The following is a 14,180-nucleotide window of genomic DNA, read 5'->3' on the forward strand; positions in this document are numbered from 1 at the left end:
TTTGCGATCTGTATCCGTTACTTGGCGGGCTTGCGCTCGCCGGTCACGATGGGGTTCTTGGGATCAGAACTCCACTCGTACCAGCCGCCGTCGTAGACGCTGATCCGCTTCCAGTCCATCAGCCAGGCGTAGAAGAACGCCTCGGAGGCGCGCCAGCCGGTCCCGCAGTAGAAGGCAGCCTGCTGGGTCGGCTCTATGTTCCACTCGTCCCACATGGCGAGGATCTCACGGGCCGGCTTCATGGTGCCGTCCGGGTTGTGGAAGTCGCTCATGCTGTTGGCATCGACACCACCACGACCCCACTTGGCGCCGGGAATGTCGCCCTTCGGCTTGATGTAGCTGTAGCCGGAGGTGTTGCCGACGAACTCGTCCCAGGTGCGCACGCTGACCAGGGCACCGTCGGGCTGCTTGAGCAGTTCCTTGGCCTGGCTCAGGGTGGTGTAGTACTCGGGATGGGCCGGAATGGCGACGCCGAACTCCTTGGCCGGAGTGAACTTGTTGGCCAGCCCGGTCTCGGTGCGCAGATGCTGCACGAACCAGGCATCCAGGCCACCGTCCAGCAGCCGCACGTCCTGCACGCCGGCATACATCATCAGGTGGGCCGCACGGGCCGCCGCCATGGTGTTGCGGCCGTAGAGGATGACGGTGGTGTCGTGGCGGATGCCGTTCTCCAGCAGCAGCGCCTTGAGCGCCTCGTCAGAGACCTTGTTCCACAGCGGCTCCTCTTCCAGCCGGTTGGTGTCGATGTAGCCGGCCCCCGGGATGTGGCTCAGCAGATAAGCCTTGGGTGAACCCCACGCCACCTCGAACAGCTTCCAGTCGCCCTTGGGCGCAGCCACCACCGGCTTGCCCTCCTGCAGGTCGGCCAGCCAGCGCGGGTAGACCAGCTGCTGCCAGCGGGCCAGATGCTCGCGCGGCGCGGTTTTCCAGCCCTGCAGCTCGAACAGCTGCTTGATGCCCTGCTGGCGCAGCAGGCGAGCCACTTCGGCCACCTCGCGCGGGGCACCGTAGAGCGCCACCGGCCGATCGGCCTTCAGCCCCTTGGTCGCCAGCGCCGCCGGCCACTCCTCATCGCTGTACTTCCACTCGGCGGAGAGGTTCTCGGCGCCAACCACGTGGCCGCCCTGCTGCTCGCCCTCCATCGGCCAGCCCTGATAGAAGTAGCTGGCGCGGGTATCCAGAATGACCGCCTGCTTGGCGTTGGCATCCGCCAGCGAAAGCGGTGGCAGTTCGGCAGCCAAGGTCGGCAGGGCATGCCAGAGCAGCAAGGTTGCCAGAGTGGCCCGTAACAAGCTCATTATTCGTTTCATGGTGATCTCTCGATTCAGAGTGACAAGGTTAAAAAATGGAGCGGCCCAGACGCTCGGCCAGCAGTTCCAGCGCCGCCGTGCCCGCCAGCGAGTTGCCCGCCTTGTTGAGCTCGGGCGACCAGACACAGACGCACAATTCCCCCGGGATCAGGGCGATGATGCCGCCACCGACCCCGGATTTGCCCGGCATGCCGACCCGATAGGCAAAATCCCCCGCCTCGTCATAGAGGCCGCAGGTGGCGAGCAGGGCGTTGACCTGTTTGGTGGTGCGGGCCGGCAGCAAGGGGGTCGTCGCGCCCAGCGGCACCCCGCGATTGGCCAGATAGATGAATGCCCGCGCCAGATCGACGCAACTCATGCGGATCGCACAGGCATTGAAGTAGCTCTGCAGCACCTTGTCCACTTCGTTCTCGAAATTGCCATACGCCTTCATCAGATAGGCGATGGCCGCGTTGCGGGCAGAGTGCTGATATTCGGAGCGGGCCACCACTTGATCCGCCATGATGGCCGGGTTGCCCGAGAGGCGGCGCACCAGCTCCAGGGTACGCTGACGCGGCGCGGTGAGGCGGGTCTCCAGCAGATCGCTCACCACCAGGGCACCGGCATTGATGAAGGGGTTGCGGGGAATGCCCTGCTCGAATTCCAGCTGCACCAGGGAGTTGAAGGGCTGGCCGGAGGGCTCCTTGCCGACCCGGGCCCATATCTCCTCCTCCTGATAGAGGGTGAGTGCCAGCGTCAGGCTGAGGGCCTTGGAGATACTCTGGATGGAGAAGGGCTCGCTGGCGTCACCGGCGGTGAACAGCTCCCCTTCCACGGTACAGACGGCGATCCCGAGCCGATCGGCCGGCACCTGGGCCAGCGCCGGAATGTAGTCGGCCACCTTGCCCTGTCCGAGCAGCGGGCGCACCTCATCCAGGATGCTGGCCAGTAATTCGGATGACAACACCATAAGCGATTCCATAACTAACGTGGCGATCCCATCACCACCGACAAAAATCCCGCCAGCGGCGGGACTTGTCTATCTGCTGTCGCAGGCTGTCGACACCGGGGCGCCTGCCACAGCCAGCCCGTTATCAGGCCGGTTCACCGTACCAGAGGTCGAACAGCTCGGTGACCACCACGGCTTCCATCCCCTTGCCTTCCAGCCAGGCTTTGACGGCGGCGCGGTCTTCTTCGCTGCATTTGCCCAGCTGCTGGGTGCAGATCATCCCTTCCCAGGCCAGGTGGCCGGAGCCGGCAAAGGCCAGCTTGCGGGGTTCGATCACTTCATCGATCATCGCGTCGACTACCGCATCGATGGTCTCTTCGGCGGTACCGACCGGGAAGTTGAAACTGATGTCGAAGCCCATTTCCTGGAATTCATCGACGCGCAGTTTCTTGCGCAGGCGGCGGCTACGATTGGCCATGATAGCTCCTTCAGTTAGTTGACACGTTTGAAAATCAGATCCCAAACCCCGTGGCCGAGACGGTGGCCACGTTGTTCGAATTTGGTCAGCGGGCGCCAGTCGGGGCGCGGCACCCAGTTGCCGGTGGCGGAGGTGTTCTCATACCCCTCGGCGGCACTCATCACTTCCAGCATGTGCTCGGCATAGTTTTCCCAGTCGGTGGCCATGTGGAACACACCACCGATAGCCAGCTTCTGGCGAATGTCCTGGGCAAAGGCCGGCTGCACGATGCGGCGCTTGTGGTGACGGCTCTTGTGCCAGGGATCCGGGAAGAACAGCTGCAGGCAGGCGAGCGAGCCGTTCGGGATCATGTGCTCCAGCACCTCGACCGCGTCGTGGCAGATGACACGCAGGTTGGTGACTCCCGCCTCCTGGGCGGTACCGAGGCAGGCACCGACACCCGGCGAGTGCACTTCGATGCCGATGAAGTTCTTCTCGGGGGCATTCTTGGCCATCTCCACCAGGGAGGCGCCCATGCCGAAGCCGATTTCCAGCACCACCGGGGCCTCGCGGCCAAACAGGGCAACCAGATCGAGCGGCTCCGGTGCGAAATCGATACCCATGACCGGCCAGAGCTCTTCCAGGGCCTTCTCCTGCCCTTTGGTCAGGCGGCCTTCGCGACGGACAAAGCTGCGGATCTTGCGCATGAACTTGCCGTCTTCGTTAAACACATCTTGGGTCACTGGCATAATCAAATTGCTCGTTATTGCATCGGTCTGGGTCACAGACCACATAAATGGATTGCTCGTTATCTCGTCGTGCTGGTCACAGACGACCGAGATGAATTGCTCGTTGTTTCATCGTTCCACCTCGCCGACGAGGCGCGAAATTGTTCGTCATTTCATCACTCGGCGAAACAGGGTAGCGAATTATCCCAAGATAGGCTCAGGGCGCAAGTGTTTCGCGCAACAAATCCCCCGCCACTGACCAATTCCGCCACTGCGATTGACAAATGCCACCCCCTTCACAGAATCTGCCAGGCGCCGGGTGCATGCTGACCTGCGCAAATAAAACCATACACAACAAAGGATTGCCGTATGAAACACACCGCATTGGCGTTTGCCATCACAGCCCTGCTGGCCGGGTGCAACACCTCCAGCAACGATTCACAGGCCCCCTCTGCCGCCGAGCAGGCCTATGAATACCTGGTGCAGCTGAGTTCCACCGCCGAGGGGATCGGCGCCAGACCCACCGGCAGCGAGGCCGAGACCCGCGCCGCCGCCTGGATCCAGGACCATCTGGCCGGCTGGGGCTACGAGGTGCAGAACCAGCCCTTCACCTACACCAAGAGCGGGGCCAGCAAGACCTCCCAGAACCTGGTCGCCGAGCTCAAGGGCAGCAGCGACAAGGTGATCCTGATCGGTGCCCACTATGACAGCACCGGCGACAAGAAGGGCTCCGAGGGAGCCACCGACAACGGTGCCGGGGTCGCCGCCCTGCTGGCGGTGGCCGAAGCGCTCAAGGGGCAGACCCTGCCCTACACGGTGCGCTTCGCCTTCTTCGGCGCCGAGGAGAACGGCCTCAACGGCTCCAAAGCCTATGCCGCCAGCCTCGACAGTGCCGCCGTCGCCAAGCTGCTGGCGATGGTGAACTACGACACCATCGCCGGAGGCGACATCGTCTACGTCCACTCGGCCCACTCCGACGTGGCCGAGTACAACTGCGCCGATCCGAGCCGCTACAGCTTCGATCCCAAGGTGCGGGATCGCCTGCTGGCCATCTCCAAGCAGACCGCCACCCCGTTTGCCATTCACCCCAGCTACAGCGGCTACCCGGAAGGGGAGACCGGCAGCTGGTCCGATCATGCGCCGTTCGCCTGCCTCGGGGTGCCCATCGCCTACGTGGAGGCTACCAACTTCACCATCAACGGGGCGGATGGCTACGACGGCTACTCCCAGACCACCAATCCGGCGCTGTGGGACTGTTACGACGATGCCACCAAGAGCGCCTGCGATCGGGACAGCGAAACCCAGTGGGGCAAGATCTGGCATACCCAGTATGACCGCCTCGACAAGATGGCCGAACTGTTCCCGGGCCGGGTGCAGCAGCAGCTCGGTGCCAACACCGAGCTGATGATCCGCTTCCTCAAGGAACCGGGACTGTAACGGATCATGCCGGGGCTTTTGCGCCCTATGGCCGTCCCCGACCGATAAAATTCGGGCAGGTGCCAAACCTGCCCTTTTTTATCGATTTTTGTTACAGCCATTGCCTCATTTTTTAAATCTGATACAAACGGATAACTTGGCGGTCGAATGGAGCGACCGCTCACCATGCCAGAGAGAATCCTATGCAGCCGTTTTTTGCCCAGCGCTTCGAGAAGGTAGAGCCTTCCTTCATCCGCGAGATCCTCAAGGTCGCCGCCAATCCGGAGATCATCTCCTTCGCCGGCGGTCTGCCCAATCCGCACCTGTTCCCGGTCAAGGCCATCGACCAGGCCTGCCAGGACGTGCTGCGCGAACAGGGCGCCGCAGCCCTGCAGTATGCCGCCACCGAGGGCTTCGCCCCGCTGCGCCAGTACATCGCCGACCGCTATCTGGCCCGCCACGGCATGCAGGTCAATCCGGACAACATCCTCATCACCAGCGGCTCCCAGCAGGCGCTGGATCTGCTGGGCAAGGTGCTGATCGACGAGGGGCAGGATCTCATCATAGAGGAGCCGGGCTATCTTGGCGCCATCCAGGCCTTCTCCGTCTATCAACCTACCTTCAAGCCCATCACCCTGGGTGAAGAGGGGCTGGATCTGGCGGCGCTGGATGCGCTGCTGGCGAGCGGTTCCAACGCCAAGCTGCTGTACGGCGTGCCCAACTTCCAGAACCCGAGCGGCGTCTCCTACAGCCGTGCCAACCGCGAGGCGCTGGCCGAGCGACTGGTCAGCCACGAGCTGTTGATGGTGGAAGACGACCCCTACGGCGAGCTGCGCTTCGAGGGCGAACACCTGCCCCCCATCGCCAAGCTGGCGCCGAACAATACCGTGCTGCTCGGCTCCTTCTCCAAGACTGTCGTCCCGGCCTTCCGCCTCGGCTGGATGCTGGTGCCGGACTGGCTGCGCAAGAAGGTGACCATCGCCAAGCAGGCCACCGACCTGCACAGCAACGCCTTCAGCCAGCAGGTGCTGCATCGCTTCCTGATCGACAACTCGCTGGATGCCCATCTGGAGAAGATCAAGGAGGTCTATGGCCGCCAGCGTGCCGCCATGGAGGCCGCCCTGGCCCGTCACTGCCCGCCCGGCGTCAGCTATACCCGACCCGAGGGTGGCATGTTCCTCTGGCTGACCCTGCCCGCCAGTGTCAGCGCCATGGCGCTGTTTGACGAGGCGATCAAGGAGAAGGTGGCCTTCGTACCGGGCGCCCCCTTCTACGTACGCCCCGAGATCCAGAACACCCTGCGCCTGAGCTTCTCCTGCGTGGATGAGGCCACCATCGAGGAGGGGGTCAAGCGTCTGTGCCGTGCCCTCGCCCGCATGCTCTGACCAGCCTCGGGGCGAAAAAAACCAGCGACCTCGGTCGCTGGTTTTTTTATGCGCGAAATTTGGCTCAGCCCTGCGCCAGCAGGCCGGCAAACTCCTTCATCGGCATCGGCCTGCCATACAGATAGCCCTGCAGGAAGTTCACCTGACGCGCCCGCAGATAAGCGGCCTGCACCTCGTTCTCCACCCCTTCGGCAACCAGCAGCAGACCGAGCCGGGTCGCCAGATCGATGACGTTCTCCACGATGTGGCTGGAGAGGGCATCGGAGCCGATCATGCCGACGAAGCTCTGATCGATCTTGAGAAAATCGACCTGGAACTGCTGCAGATAGGTGAGGCTGGAGTGGCCGGTACCGAAGTCGTCGATGGCGATGAAGACCCCCAGCTGATGCAGCTCGGCAAACAAGCGGTCGGTCGTCTCGTCCGCCACGATCAGCTCCCGCTCGGTCAGCTCCAGCACCAGCTTGATGGGGTTCTCCCGAAACGCGTTGATGAAGTCGCGGCAATCCTCCAGCAGGCTCATGTCCTTGCAGTGGCTGGCGCTGATGTTGAAGCCGAAGTGGAACCCTCTGGGCAGGCTGTGTACCCGGTCGGCGAATTGCTCGCGCACCTGCTCCATCAGCAGCCGGGTCATGGGCACGATGAGGCCGCTGTCTTCGGCCAGCGGAATGAAGCGGTCCGGCGAGATGAGGCCCTGACGCGGGTGCTGCCAGCGCATCAGCACCTCGCAGCCGCTCCAGTGGGCGTCGTCACCGGTCACCACGGGTTGCAGATAGGGGATGAACTCCCGTTGATCCAGCGCCCGTCGCAGCTCCTGGGAAGGAGAGGTCGAGCGGCCGGCCAGCCAGTAGACCAGACAACCCGCCAGCAGACCCAGCAATGGGTAGATGATGAGACTGGCCCGAGAGTAGTTCCAGATATGGCTGCCGTACTCGTCGTGGGAGAGATCCGTGACCACCCGAAACGGATACTTGCCGGAGGTCTGCTCCAGCGACCCCAGCGCCACAGGCGGCACCTCGTCGTGGATCTGGCCGTCGGCCAGCATGCTTTGCGCCCCGATCACCAGGGTCAGCGGCGAGTTGCGGCTGAGCATGTCGAGGATGTTGTGCAGGTAGTAGCCATCGATGCCGACCAGCACGCTGTACTCCCCCACCGGTTGGCGGTAAACCACCAGAGGCCGCCCCGGCGTCACCGGATTGCCCCGCATCAGGTCCAGCTGGCCATTGGCATAATCGGCCAGCTTGAAGGGGCCCTGATAGGGGCCGTAGAGCGAGGAACAGTAGACCACTTCCCCTTTGGCCAGGTTGACGGTGCGCACGTCCGGCACGGTCGCCACCTGATCCCGCAGCCCCTGCACCACCTCCTCGCAGGGACGCCCCACGCTGCCCTGCACCATGGCCGCCGCCTGATGGGCGTGATCCAGGGTACGCTCCAGCATCTCCCTGGCATGGAGCAGACGCTCTTCGGCATCCTGCTTCATGCCGGCAAAGGTCTGCCAGGAGACGATCAGTACCCCAAGCAGCAAGGGGAGCAGGCCGGCCAGCAACGCCGCCCCCAGCCTGGTATAAAACTGGCGCAACCTCAAACGACGAAACGGCATACCCACCCTCGCGGCAACGGTGAAAAAGCGGACGAGTCTACTCCTATCCCCTTCTCTGACAAGCCTTTCTGACAACTCTGACGGCAGAGCGGGGCGCTCTGACCAACACTATATCGCGTCTGCAGCGGGGCGACAGCGGCAGTCGCTGCCATCCCTTCGCATGCGCGCAGTGTTCGCTACACGCCCCCTGGCGCGATGAGCCAGATGCCTGCTGTGACGATTATAATCTTTGCAAAAACAGCTGCTTGTTCATCTGGTGCCAGCCCACTAGAGTAGAGCCAACAGCGTCAGGGAGTCTGCATATGAAAATATTGATCACGGGAGGGACAGGCTTCATCGGTCGCCGTCTGGTGGCCCATCTCAAGGTGGCCCACGAGGTGCTGGTGCTGACCCGCCAGGGCAGCCGCGCCTATGATCTGCTCGGCCACGACGTCAAGCTGCTCGACAGCCTGGATCGGCTCGACAACCTCAACGACGTGGACGCGGTCATCAACCTGGCGGGGGAGCCCATCGCCAACGGCCGCTGGAGCGAGCGGCGCAAGCAGCTGCTGTGTGACAGCCGCTGGCTGCTGACCGAACAGCTGGTCGACCTGGTCAAGCTCTCCGATACGCCGCCCAGGGTGCTGATCAACGCCTCCGCCATCGGCTGGTATGGCCGGCAGGGCGATGAGCCGCTGGACGAGCAGTGCCAGACCCCTCACGACGAATTCACCCATCAGCTCTGCCAGCAGTGGGAAACCCTGGCCCGCGAGGCCCGCAGCAAGCATACCCGGGTCTGCATCGTGCGCATCGGGCTGGTGCTCGGCACCGACGGCGGTGCCCTGCCCAAAATGTTGCCTCCCTATCGCGTCGGCCTCGGTGGCCCCATGGGCACAGGGCACCAGATCATGAGCTGGATCCACATCCAGGATCTGGTACGCGCCATCCTGTTCCTGCTGGAGCACGACGAGTGCGACGGCCTGTTCAACGGCACGGCGCCGCAACCGGTCAGCAACCGCGAGTTCAGCCGGACCCTAGCAGGCACCCTGCACCGGCCGCACCTCTTCTTCGTGCCGGCCCCCCTGCTGCAGTTGCTGATGGGCGAAGCGGCCGATCTGCTGCTCACCGGCCAGAAAGTGCTGCCGACCCGTCTGCAGCAGGCCGGCTTCCACTTCACCTACCCGGCGCTGCCCCAGGCCCTTGCCAATCTGCTGAGCACTGCCCGCTGACCGGGCTCTTCGCCAACCGGATAACAATCAGCCCGGCCATTGGCCGGGCTGATTGTTATAGCGCCTTGCGGCATCCGCACAGGATGCGGTGATCAGAGCAGGCCCTGCCCCAATCCACGCAGCCGATCGCTCAGGGTGCCCGCCAGCAGCTGGCGCTGCATGCCCTGCCCCGCCAGCGTCACCAGCACGGCACCCAGCAACGGCAGACCAATCCAGATGGCCCAGTGGAACTGCCATTGCCCCTCGAACCACCACCACTGCAGGCCGAGGGAGCAGAGCTCGACCACCATGGCGGCGCACAGCCCCGCCAGCAGGCCGCTGGCAACCAGCTCCCAACGCAGCATCTTCCTGAGCAACTCGCTGCCGGCCCCCAGGGTGCGCATCAACAGCAGTTCCCGGCGTCGATGGGCCATGCTGGCCTGGGTCTGGGTCAGCAGCACCAGCAGCGCCGCCACCGTCACCAGCCCCAGCATCAGCCCCAGCGCCCGGCTCACCTGATCCGACACCGCCGTCAACCGTACGATCAAATCGTCCACATCGATCAGGCTCACCGTGGGGTGCCGGCGGATCAGTTCCACTTCCGCCACCCGTCCCTGCTCCGGCAGACGATAGCTGCCGAGCCAGGTCTGGGAGAAAGGCGCCAGCACGTCCGGCGAGAAGATCATGTAGAAGTTGGGCCGCATGTTGTCCCACTTGATGGCCCGCAGGCTGGTCACCTGTGCCTTGAAGCTGCGCCCCTCGATGGTGAAGCCCAGGGTGTCGCCGAGGGCGATGTCGAGCCGTTTGGCCAGATCCTTGTCTACCGATACCTGGCCGGGGCCATCCAGCCAGCGCCCCGCGGTCAGGGTATTGTCCGGCGGCAGGGTGGCGGTGGTGGTGAAGTTGAGCTCGCGATTGACCCCTTCGCGACCATCTTCATCCGTGTCGCGCACCGCCTCGCTGGCGATGCTGACCAGCCGGCCGCGCACCATGGGGTAGAAGTCCGAGGTCACGGCCCCCGCCTGGCGCAGATCGGCCAGGATCCCCTCCCGCTCTCCGTCTGCCACGTTGACCAGGAAGCGGTTGGGGGCATCCGCCGGCAACCGGGCCGAGAACTCGCCGAGCAGGTCGACCCGCGCCGCCCACAGCAGACCGAACAGCATGAGTGCCAGCGCAAAGCCCGCCAGCTGGAACAGGCCGCTGCCCCGCTCGCGGGAGAGATGGCTGATGGCCAGCCGCAGCGCGTGGGGCCCCTGCACCCGGCGTCCCAGCCGTAGCAGCAAGGAGGCGATCAGCGCCAGCAGCCCCATCAGCAGGCCCATGCCTCCGATCAGCCCCAGCGCCAGGGTCGCATCGGCGGTGAAGCCCCACACCAGCCCAAACAGGCCAAGCAGCGCCACCGGCAACGCCAGCCAGGGCGGGATCCCCGCCTCCAGCTCGCGCCTCAGCACCCGCAGCGGCGGCACCTTGAGCAGGCGCAGGAAGGGCACGAAGGCCAGCAGCAGGGTGATGAAGAAGGCCACCGCCAACCCCAGCGCAAAGGGTCGCCACGACGGCGGTGGTAGATCAGCGGGCAGCAGGTTGCCCAGCAGATGCAGGGTCAGCCACTGCATGGCGCTGCCTGCCACTAGACCGAGCAGGGCGCCGACCAGCGTCAGCGACAGCAACAGGGTGCCCATCAACTGCCAGAGCGAGCGACGGGAGGCCCCCAGGGTCTTGAGCAGCGCCACCATGTTGGTCTGGCGCTCGGCGAAGTGACGCACCGCGATGCCCATGGCCAGCGCCCCCAGCAGCACTCCCGCCAGGGAGGCGAGCCGGAAGAAGCGCTCGGCATTGGCCAGCGAGCGGCCCACCTGGGAGCCCTGATCGTCCGGCTTGATCAGCTTCTGCCCCGCCTTGAGTCTGGGTTTGAGCCAGCGTTCATACTCGGCCACCTGCTCGCGGCTGCCTTTGAACAGGTAGCGCCACTGCTGGCGGCTGCCCGGCAGCAGGGCACCGGTCGCCTCCACATCGGCGCTGTGGATCAGCGCCCGCGGCGCCAGCAGGAAGGGGCTGAAGCCCTGATCCGGCTCCTGACCCAGTACCCCCGCCACCTTGAGCACCGTATTGCCCACTTCCAGCGCATCCCCCGGCTTGGCCGCCAACAGTTGCATCACCCTGGCCGAAAGCCAGATCTCGCCGGGTGCCGGCGCCCGCTGGGGGCTCAGCTCCAGCTTGCCGTAGAAGGGGAAATCCTCAGGCACGGCGCGGATGGAGGCCAGTTGCAAGGCATCGCCATGAAACAGCATGCTGTTGAAGCTGACCGTGGTCTGCACCGCCAGGCCCGTTTTTGCCGCCTGCTCGAGCCAGGCGGCCGGCGCCGGCGTGGCCGAGCGCAGTGCCCGGTCGGCACCGATAAAGTCCCGACCGGAGGCTTTGAGCCCGGCATCCAGTCGATCCGCCACCAGGGCCACGCTCAGCACGCAGGCCACGCTCAGCGCCAGCGCCAGCACGAACCAACGCAGCTCGCCGTTGAATCCTTCCCGGCGCAATAACTTGAATCCCAGTCGCCACTGACTCATGACAGCTCCCTGACTCTTGCTGCAGAGGCGGCTTCGGATGCTGACGCATCCGCCGCCAGTCGTCCTGCCGCCATCACCAGCTGCCGCTGGCAACGCTGGGCCAGCTCGTGATCATGGGTCACCACCACGAGCGTGGTGCCATGCTCGCGGTTGAGCTCGAACAGCAGCTCGATCACCCGTTCCCCGGTCTTGCTGTCGAGGTTGCCGGTGGGCTCATCGGCCAGCAGCAGGCTGGGCCGGGTCATGAAGGCCCGGGCGATGGCAACCCGTTGCTGTTCACCGCCGGAGAGGCGCGGCGGCAGATGGTGCAGCCGCTCGCCGAGACCGACCGCCGCCAGCAGCTCGCGAGCCCGCGGCTCGCAGCGGGTCTCGCCACGCAGCTCGGCAGGCAGCATGACGTTTTCCAGCGCACTCAGGGTGGGCAGCAGCAGGAAGGACTGGAACACAAAGCCGACCTGCTCGGCCCGTAGCCGGGCACGCCCCTCCTCGTCCAACTGCAGCAGCGACTGGCCGAGGATCTCGATATCCCCCTGGCTCGGCAGATCCAGCCCGGCCAGCAGCCCCAGCAGGGTGGACTTGCCGGAGCCGGAGGCACCGACCAGCGCCACCGTTTCGCCGCTATTGACTTGCAGGTCGATCCCTTCAAGGATGGTGAGGCTTTCCTGGCCCAGGCGCACTGTCTTGCCCAGGCCCTTGACGTTGATAATGGGAGTTGAATTCATGACGCGTTTCCTGTTTGCCTTGTGCTGCCTGGTGTCATCGGTGCAGGCCCAGACCCTGCTGGTACTGGGCGACAGCCTGAGTGCGGGTTATCAGATGCCGGCGGAGCAGAGCTGGCCTGCGCTGCTCAATCAGAAATGGCAGCAGCAGGGGGGTAAACATCAGCTTATCAATGCCAGCATCAGTGGTGAAACTACGCAAGGGGCGCTGGCCAGATTGCCGGCCCTGCTCAAGGAACATCAACCGGACTGGGTGCTGATCGAGCTGGGTGGCAACGACGGGCTGCGCGGGTTCGCGCCGGCCATCACCCGGGACAATCTCACCAGGATGGTGGCACTGACCAAGGCGCAACAGGTAAAAACCGTGCTGACCCAGATCCAACTGCCGCGCAACTACGGCGCGCGCTACCTGCGCCAGTTCGAGCAGATCTTTCCGGAACTGGCCAGCGCCAATCAGCTGCCGCTGATGCCCTTCTTCATGGATGATATTGCGCTGCGCCCTGAACTCATGATGAACGATGGCATTCACCCCACCGCCGCCGCCCAGCCGCAGATCCGCGACCGGGTGGCCAGCTTCATCGAGCCGCTGCTGACCCAGTGATCCCGGTGTCATGACCTTGCCTATCTTCCGGGTTCCAACCCCAATAAAAATCCCGCCAAGGCGGGATTTTTATTGCTCCTGTTTCAGCGTTCCAGGATCTGGCGCAGCCGCTCCTGAGCCACCCCGACCAGCAGGTCTGGCTGGAACTTGGAGATGAAGCGATCACAGCCCACCTTCTTGACCATGGCCTCGTTGAAGTTGCCGCTCAGCGAGGTGTTGAGGGTGATGAAGAGATCGGACATGCGGGCATCGCTGCGAATTTCATGGGTCAACCGGTAGCCGTCCATCTCCGGCATCTCGGCATCGGTGATCATCAGCAGGATCTCGTCGGTCACCTTCTTGCCCGCATCACACCACCCCTTGAGCAGATTGAGCGCCTGCAGGCCATCCTGGCATTCGATCACCTCCAGCCCCAGCTGGCCCAGGGTCTCGCGCACCAGATTGCGTGCCGTGCTGGAGTCATCGACGATGAGCACCTTGCGGCCATGCATTTCCGGCAGGATCTCCCGATCCAGCACCTCTTCCGAGATGCGGATGTCATAGGTGATGATCTCGGCCAGCACCTTCTCCACGTCGATGATCTCGACGATCTGATCGACGCCGTCTTCGGGAATGCGGGTGATGGCGGTCAGGTAGTTCGCTCGCCCGGCTGAACGCGGCGGCGGCAGAATGTCCTTCCAGGTCATGTTGACGATGTTGGCCACCTGCCCCACCAGAAAGCCCTGAATGGTGCGGTTGTATTCGGTAATGATGAGGTTGGACTCGGCATCGATGGGCATGGGGCGCATGCCGATGGCGCTGCGCAGGTTGATCACCGGGATCGAGGTGCCACGGATGTTGGCCACCCCGCTGATGTTGTGGTGCGCTCCCGGCATCTTGTTGAGATGGGGCAGCTTGACCACTTCCCGCACCTTGAACACGTTGATAGCAAACAACTGTTGGGATCCCAAACGGAACATCAACAGCTCCAGGCGGTTCTCCCCTACCAGCTGGGTACGTTGGTCCACTGAATCCAATATGCTTGCCATATAAAGCCCTTACGTCCGTTGCCCGAGTCTCGCCATAGTATAGAAGGGTCAGAATCCCAACACGACCCGTATTCTTATCCTATGTCGGCCAGATGATGCAGGAACTTGATAAAAAAAAGCGAGACCCTGCTCGCGGCCGGGCTCTCTTCAAGCTTGTCAGTAACCATTCGCTCACAATCCTCTGTCGACGGTGATACGGCCCTGATTATCCGATGAAAATCAGCGCCCCCTTCAATCCCATGACATAAAAAAAGCGGCAGATG

The 14,180-nt window shown here is 63.8% G+C and carries 12 protein-coding genes; 4 read left to right on the forward strand and 8 right to left on the reverse strand.

Features of this window, described 5'->3' with window-relative positions:
- Positions 1-17 precede the first annotated feature (17 nt).
- The 4 genes from E5E97_RS23120 to trmB form a co-directional block, all read right to left on the reverse strand.
- A complete protein-coding gene (locus E5E97_RS23120) occupies positions 18-1,310 on the reverse strand; it encodes a sulfurtransferase (protein ID WP_060389848.1) in 1,293 nt (430 codons plus the stop codon).
- Positions 1,311-1,338: 28 nt separating this feature from the next.
- Positions 1,339-2,259, reverse strand: a complete 921-nt coding sequence (glsB, locus tag E5E97_RS23125; RefSeq protein WP_029299132.1) for a glutaminase B — start codon at positions 2,257-2,259, stop codon at positions 1,339-1,341.
- A 124-nt stretch (positions 2,260-2,383) separates the two neighbouring features.
- Entirely contained in the window at positions 2,384-2,716 is a 333-nt protein-coding gene (locus E5E97_RS23130) for a YggL family protein (protein WP_011707230.1), read from the reverse strand.
- 14 nt (positions 2,717-2,730) lie between these two features.
- Positions 2,731-3,444, reverse strand: a complete 714-nt coding sequence (gene trmB / locus E5E97_RS23135) for a tRNA (guanosine(46)-N7)-methyltransferase TrmB (RefSeq protein WP_017410916.1) — start codon at positions 3,442-3,444, stop codon at positions 2,731-2,733.
- Between the two features lie 348 nt (positions 3,445-3,792).
- Between trmB and E5E97_RS23140 the strand changes: the two genes are divergently transcribed.
- Positions 3,793-4,860, forward strand: a complete 1,068-nt coding sequence (locus tag E5E97_RS23140) for a M28 family metallopeptidase (protein WP_017410915.1) — start codon at positions 3,793-3,795, stop codon at positions 4,858-4,860.
- 182 nt (positions 4,861-5,042) lie between these two features.
- Positions 5,043-6,224, forward strand: a complete 1,182-nt coding sequence (locus tag E5E97_RS23145) for a PLP-dependent aminotransferase family protein (RefSeq protein WP_011707233.1) — start codon at positions 5,043-5,045, stop codon at positions 6,222-6,224.
- 64 nt (positions 6,225-6,288) lie between these two features.
- On the opposite strand, the gene E5E97_RS23150 is transcribed toward E5E97_RS23145, so the two are convergent.
- Positions 6,289-7,821 carry an EAL domain-containing protein gene (locus E5E97_RS23150; protein ID WP_029299126.1) on the reverse strand — a complete coding sequence of 511 codons (1,533 nt, stop codon included), beginning with the start codon at positions 7,819-7,821 and terminating at the stop codon, positions 6,289-6,291.
- Between the two features lie 302 nt (positions 7,822-8,123).
- Here E5E97_RS23150 and E5E97_RS23155 point away from each other — a divergent pair, with 302 nt between their 5' ends.
- A complete protein-coding gene (locus E5E97_RS23155; protein ID WP_041217808.1) occupies positions 8,124-9,029 on the forward strand; it encodes a TIGR01777 family oxidoreductase in 906 nt (301 codons plus the stop codon).
- 92 nt (positions 9,030-9,121) lie between these two features.
- Here E5E97_RS23155 and E5E97_RS23160 read toward each other — a convergent pair whose 3' ends face one another.
- Both E5E97_RS23160 and E5E97_RS23165 read right to left on the reverse strand, forming a co-directional pair.
- Positions 9,122-11,569, reverse strand: coding sequence for an ABC transporter permease (locus tag E5E97_RS23160; protein ID WP_171281179.1), 2,448 nt, complete (start codon positions 11,567-11,569; stop codon positions 9,122-9,124).
- A complete protein-coding gene (locus tag E5E97_RS23165) occupies positions 11,566-12,291 on the reverse strand; it encodes an ABC transporter ATP-binding protein (protein ID WP_045789088.1) in 726 nt (241 codons plus the stop codon). The genes E5E97_RS23160 and E5E97_RS23165 overlap by 4 nt, the downstream gene beginning before the upstream one ends.
- On the opposite strand from E5E97_RS23165, the gene E5E97_RS23170 reads away from it, so the two are divergent.
- Positions 12,290-12,889 (forward strand): arylesterase, encoded by a 600-nt coding sequence (locus tag E5E97_RS23170; protein WP_011707238.1) that lies wholly within the window; start codon positions 12,290-12,292, stop codon positions 12,887-12,889. The genes E5E97_RS23165 and E5E97_RS23170 overlap by 2 nt on opposite strands.
- Before the next feature lie 83 nt (positions 12,890-12,972).
- Here the strand turns inward: E5E97_RS23170 and E5E97_RS23175 are convergent, their stop codons facing one another.
- Complete coding sequence (locus E5E97_RS23175) at positions 12,973-13,917, reverse strand: chemotaxis protein CheV (protein ID WP_017410908.1); 945 nt, start codon at positions 13,915-13,917, stop codon at positions 12,973-12,975.
- Positions 13,918-14,180: the final 263 nt, after the last annotated feature.

Source organism: Aeromonas sp. 2692-1 (assembly GCF_013085505.1).
Classification (GTDB): Bacteria; Pseudomonadota; Gammaproteobacteria; order Enterobacterales; family Aeromonadaceae; genus Aeromonas; species Aeromonas hydrophila.

What these genes read in the sequence shown, in the direction of transcription:
- E5E97_RS23175 (WP_017410908.1), bottom strand. Translation starts at nt 13,917, where the DNA reads ATGGCAAGCATATTGGATTCAGTGGACCAACGTACCCAGCTGGTAGGG.
- E5E97_RS23130 (WP_011707230.1), bottom strand. Translation starts at nt 2,716, where the DNA reads ATGGCCAATCGTAGCCGCCGCCTGCGCAAGAAACTGCGCGTCGATGAA.
- E5E97_RS23155 (WP_041217808.1), top strand. Translation starts at nt 8,124, where the DNA reads ATGAAAATATTGATCACGGGAGGGACAGGCTTCATCGGTCGCCGTCTG.
- E5E97_RS23165 (WP_045789088.1), bottom strand. Translation starts at nt 12,291, where the DNA reads ATGAATTCAACTCCCATTATCAACGTCAAGGGCCTGGGCAAGACAGTG.
- glsB (WP_029299132.1), bottom strand. Translation starts at nt 2,259, where the DNA reads ATGGTGTTGTCATCCGAATTACTGGCCAGCATCCTGGATGAGGTGCGC.
- E5E97_RS23140 (WP_017410915.1), top strand. Translation starts at nt 3,793, where the DNA reads ATGAAACACACCGCATTGGCGTTTGCCATCACAGCCCTGCTGGCCGGG.
- trmB (WP_017410916.1), bottom strand. Translation starts at nt 3,444, where the DNA reads ATGCCAGTGACCCAAGATGTGTTTAACGAAGACGGCAAGTTCATGCGC.
- E5E97_RS23150 (WP_029299126.1), bottom strand. Translation starts at nt 7,821, where the DNA reads ATGCCGTTTCGTCGTTTGAGGTTGCGCCAGTTTTATACCAGGCTGGGG.
- E5E97_RS23160 (WP_171281179.1), bottom strand. Translation starts at nt 11,569, where the DNA reads ATGAGTCAGTGGCGACTGGGATTCAAGTTATTGCGCCGGGAAGGATTC.
- E5E97_RS23120 (WP_060389848.1), bottom strand. Translation starts at nt 1,310, where the DNA reads ATGAAACGAATAATGAGCTTGTTACGGGCCACTCTGGCAACCTTGCTG.
- E5E97_RS23145 (WP_011707233.1), top strand. Translation starts at nt 5,043, where the DNA reads ATGCAGCCGTTTTTTGCCCAGCGCTTCGAGAAGGTAGAGCCTTCCTTC.
- E5E97_RS23170 (WP_011707238.1), top strand. Translation starts at nt 12,290, where the DNA reads ATGACGCGTTTCCTGTTTGCCTTGTGCTGCCTGGTGTCATCGGTGCAG.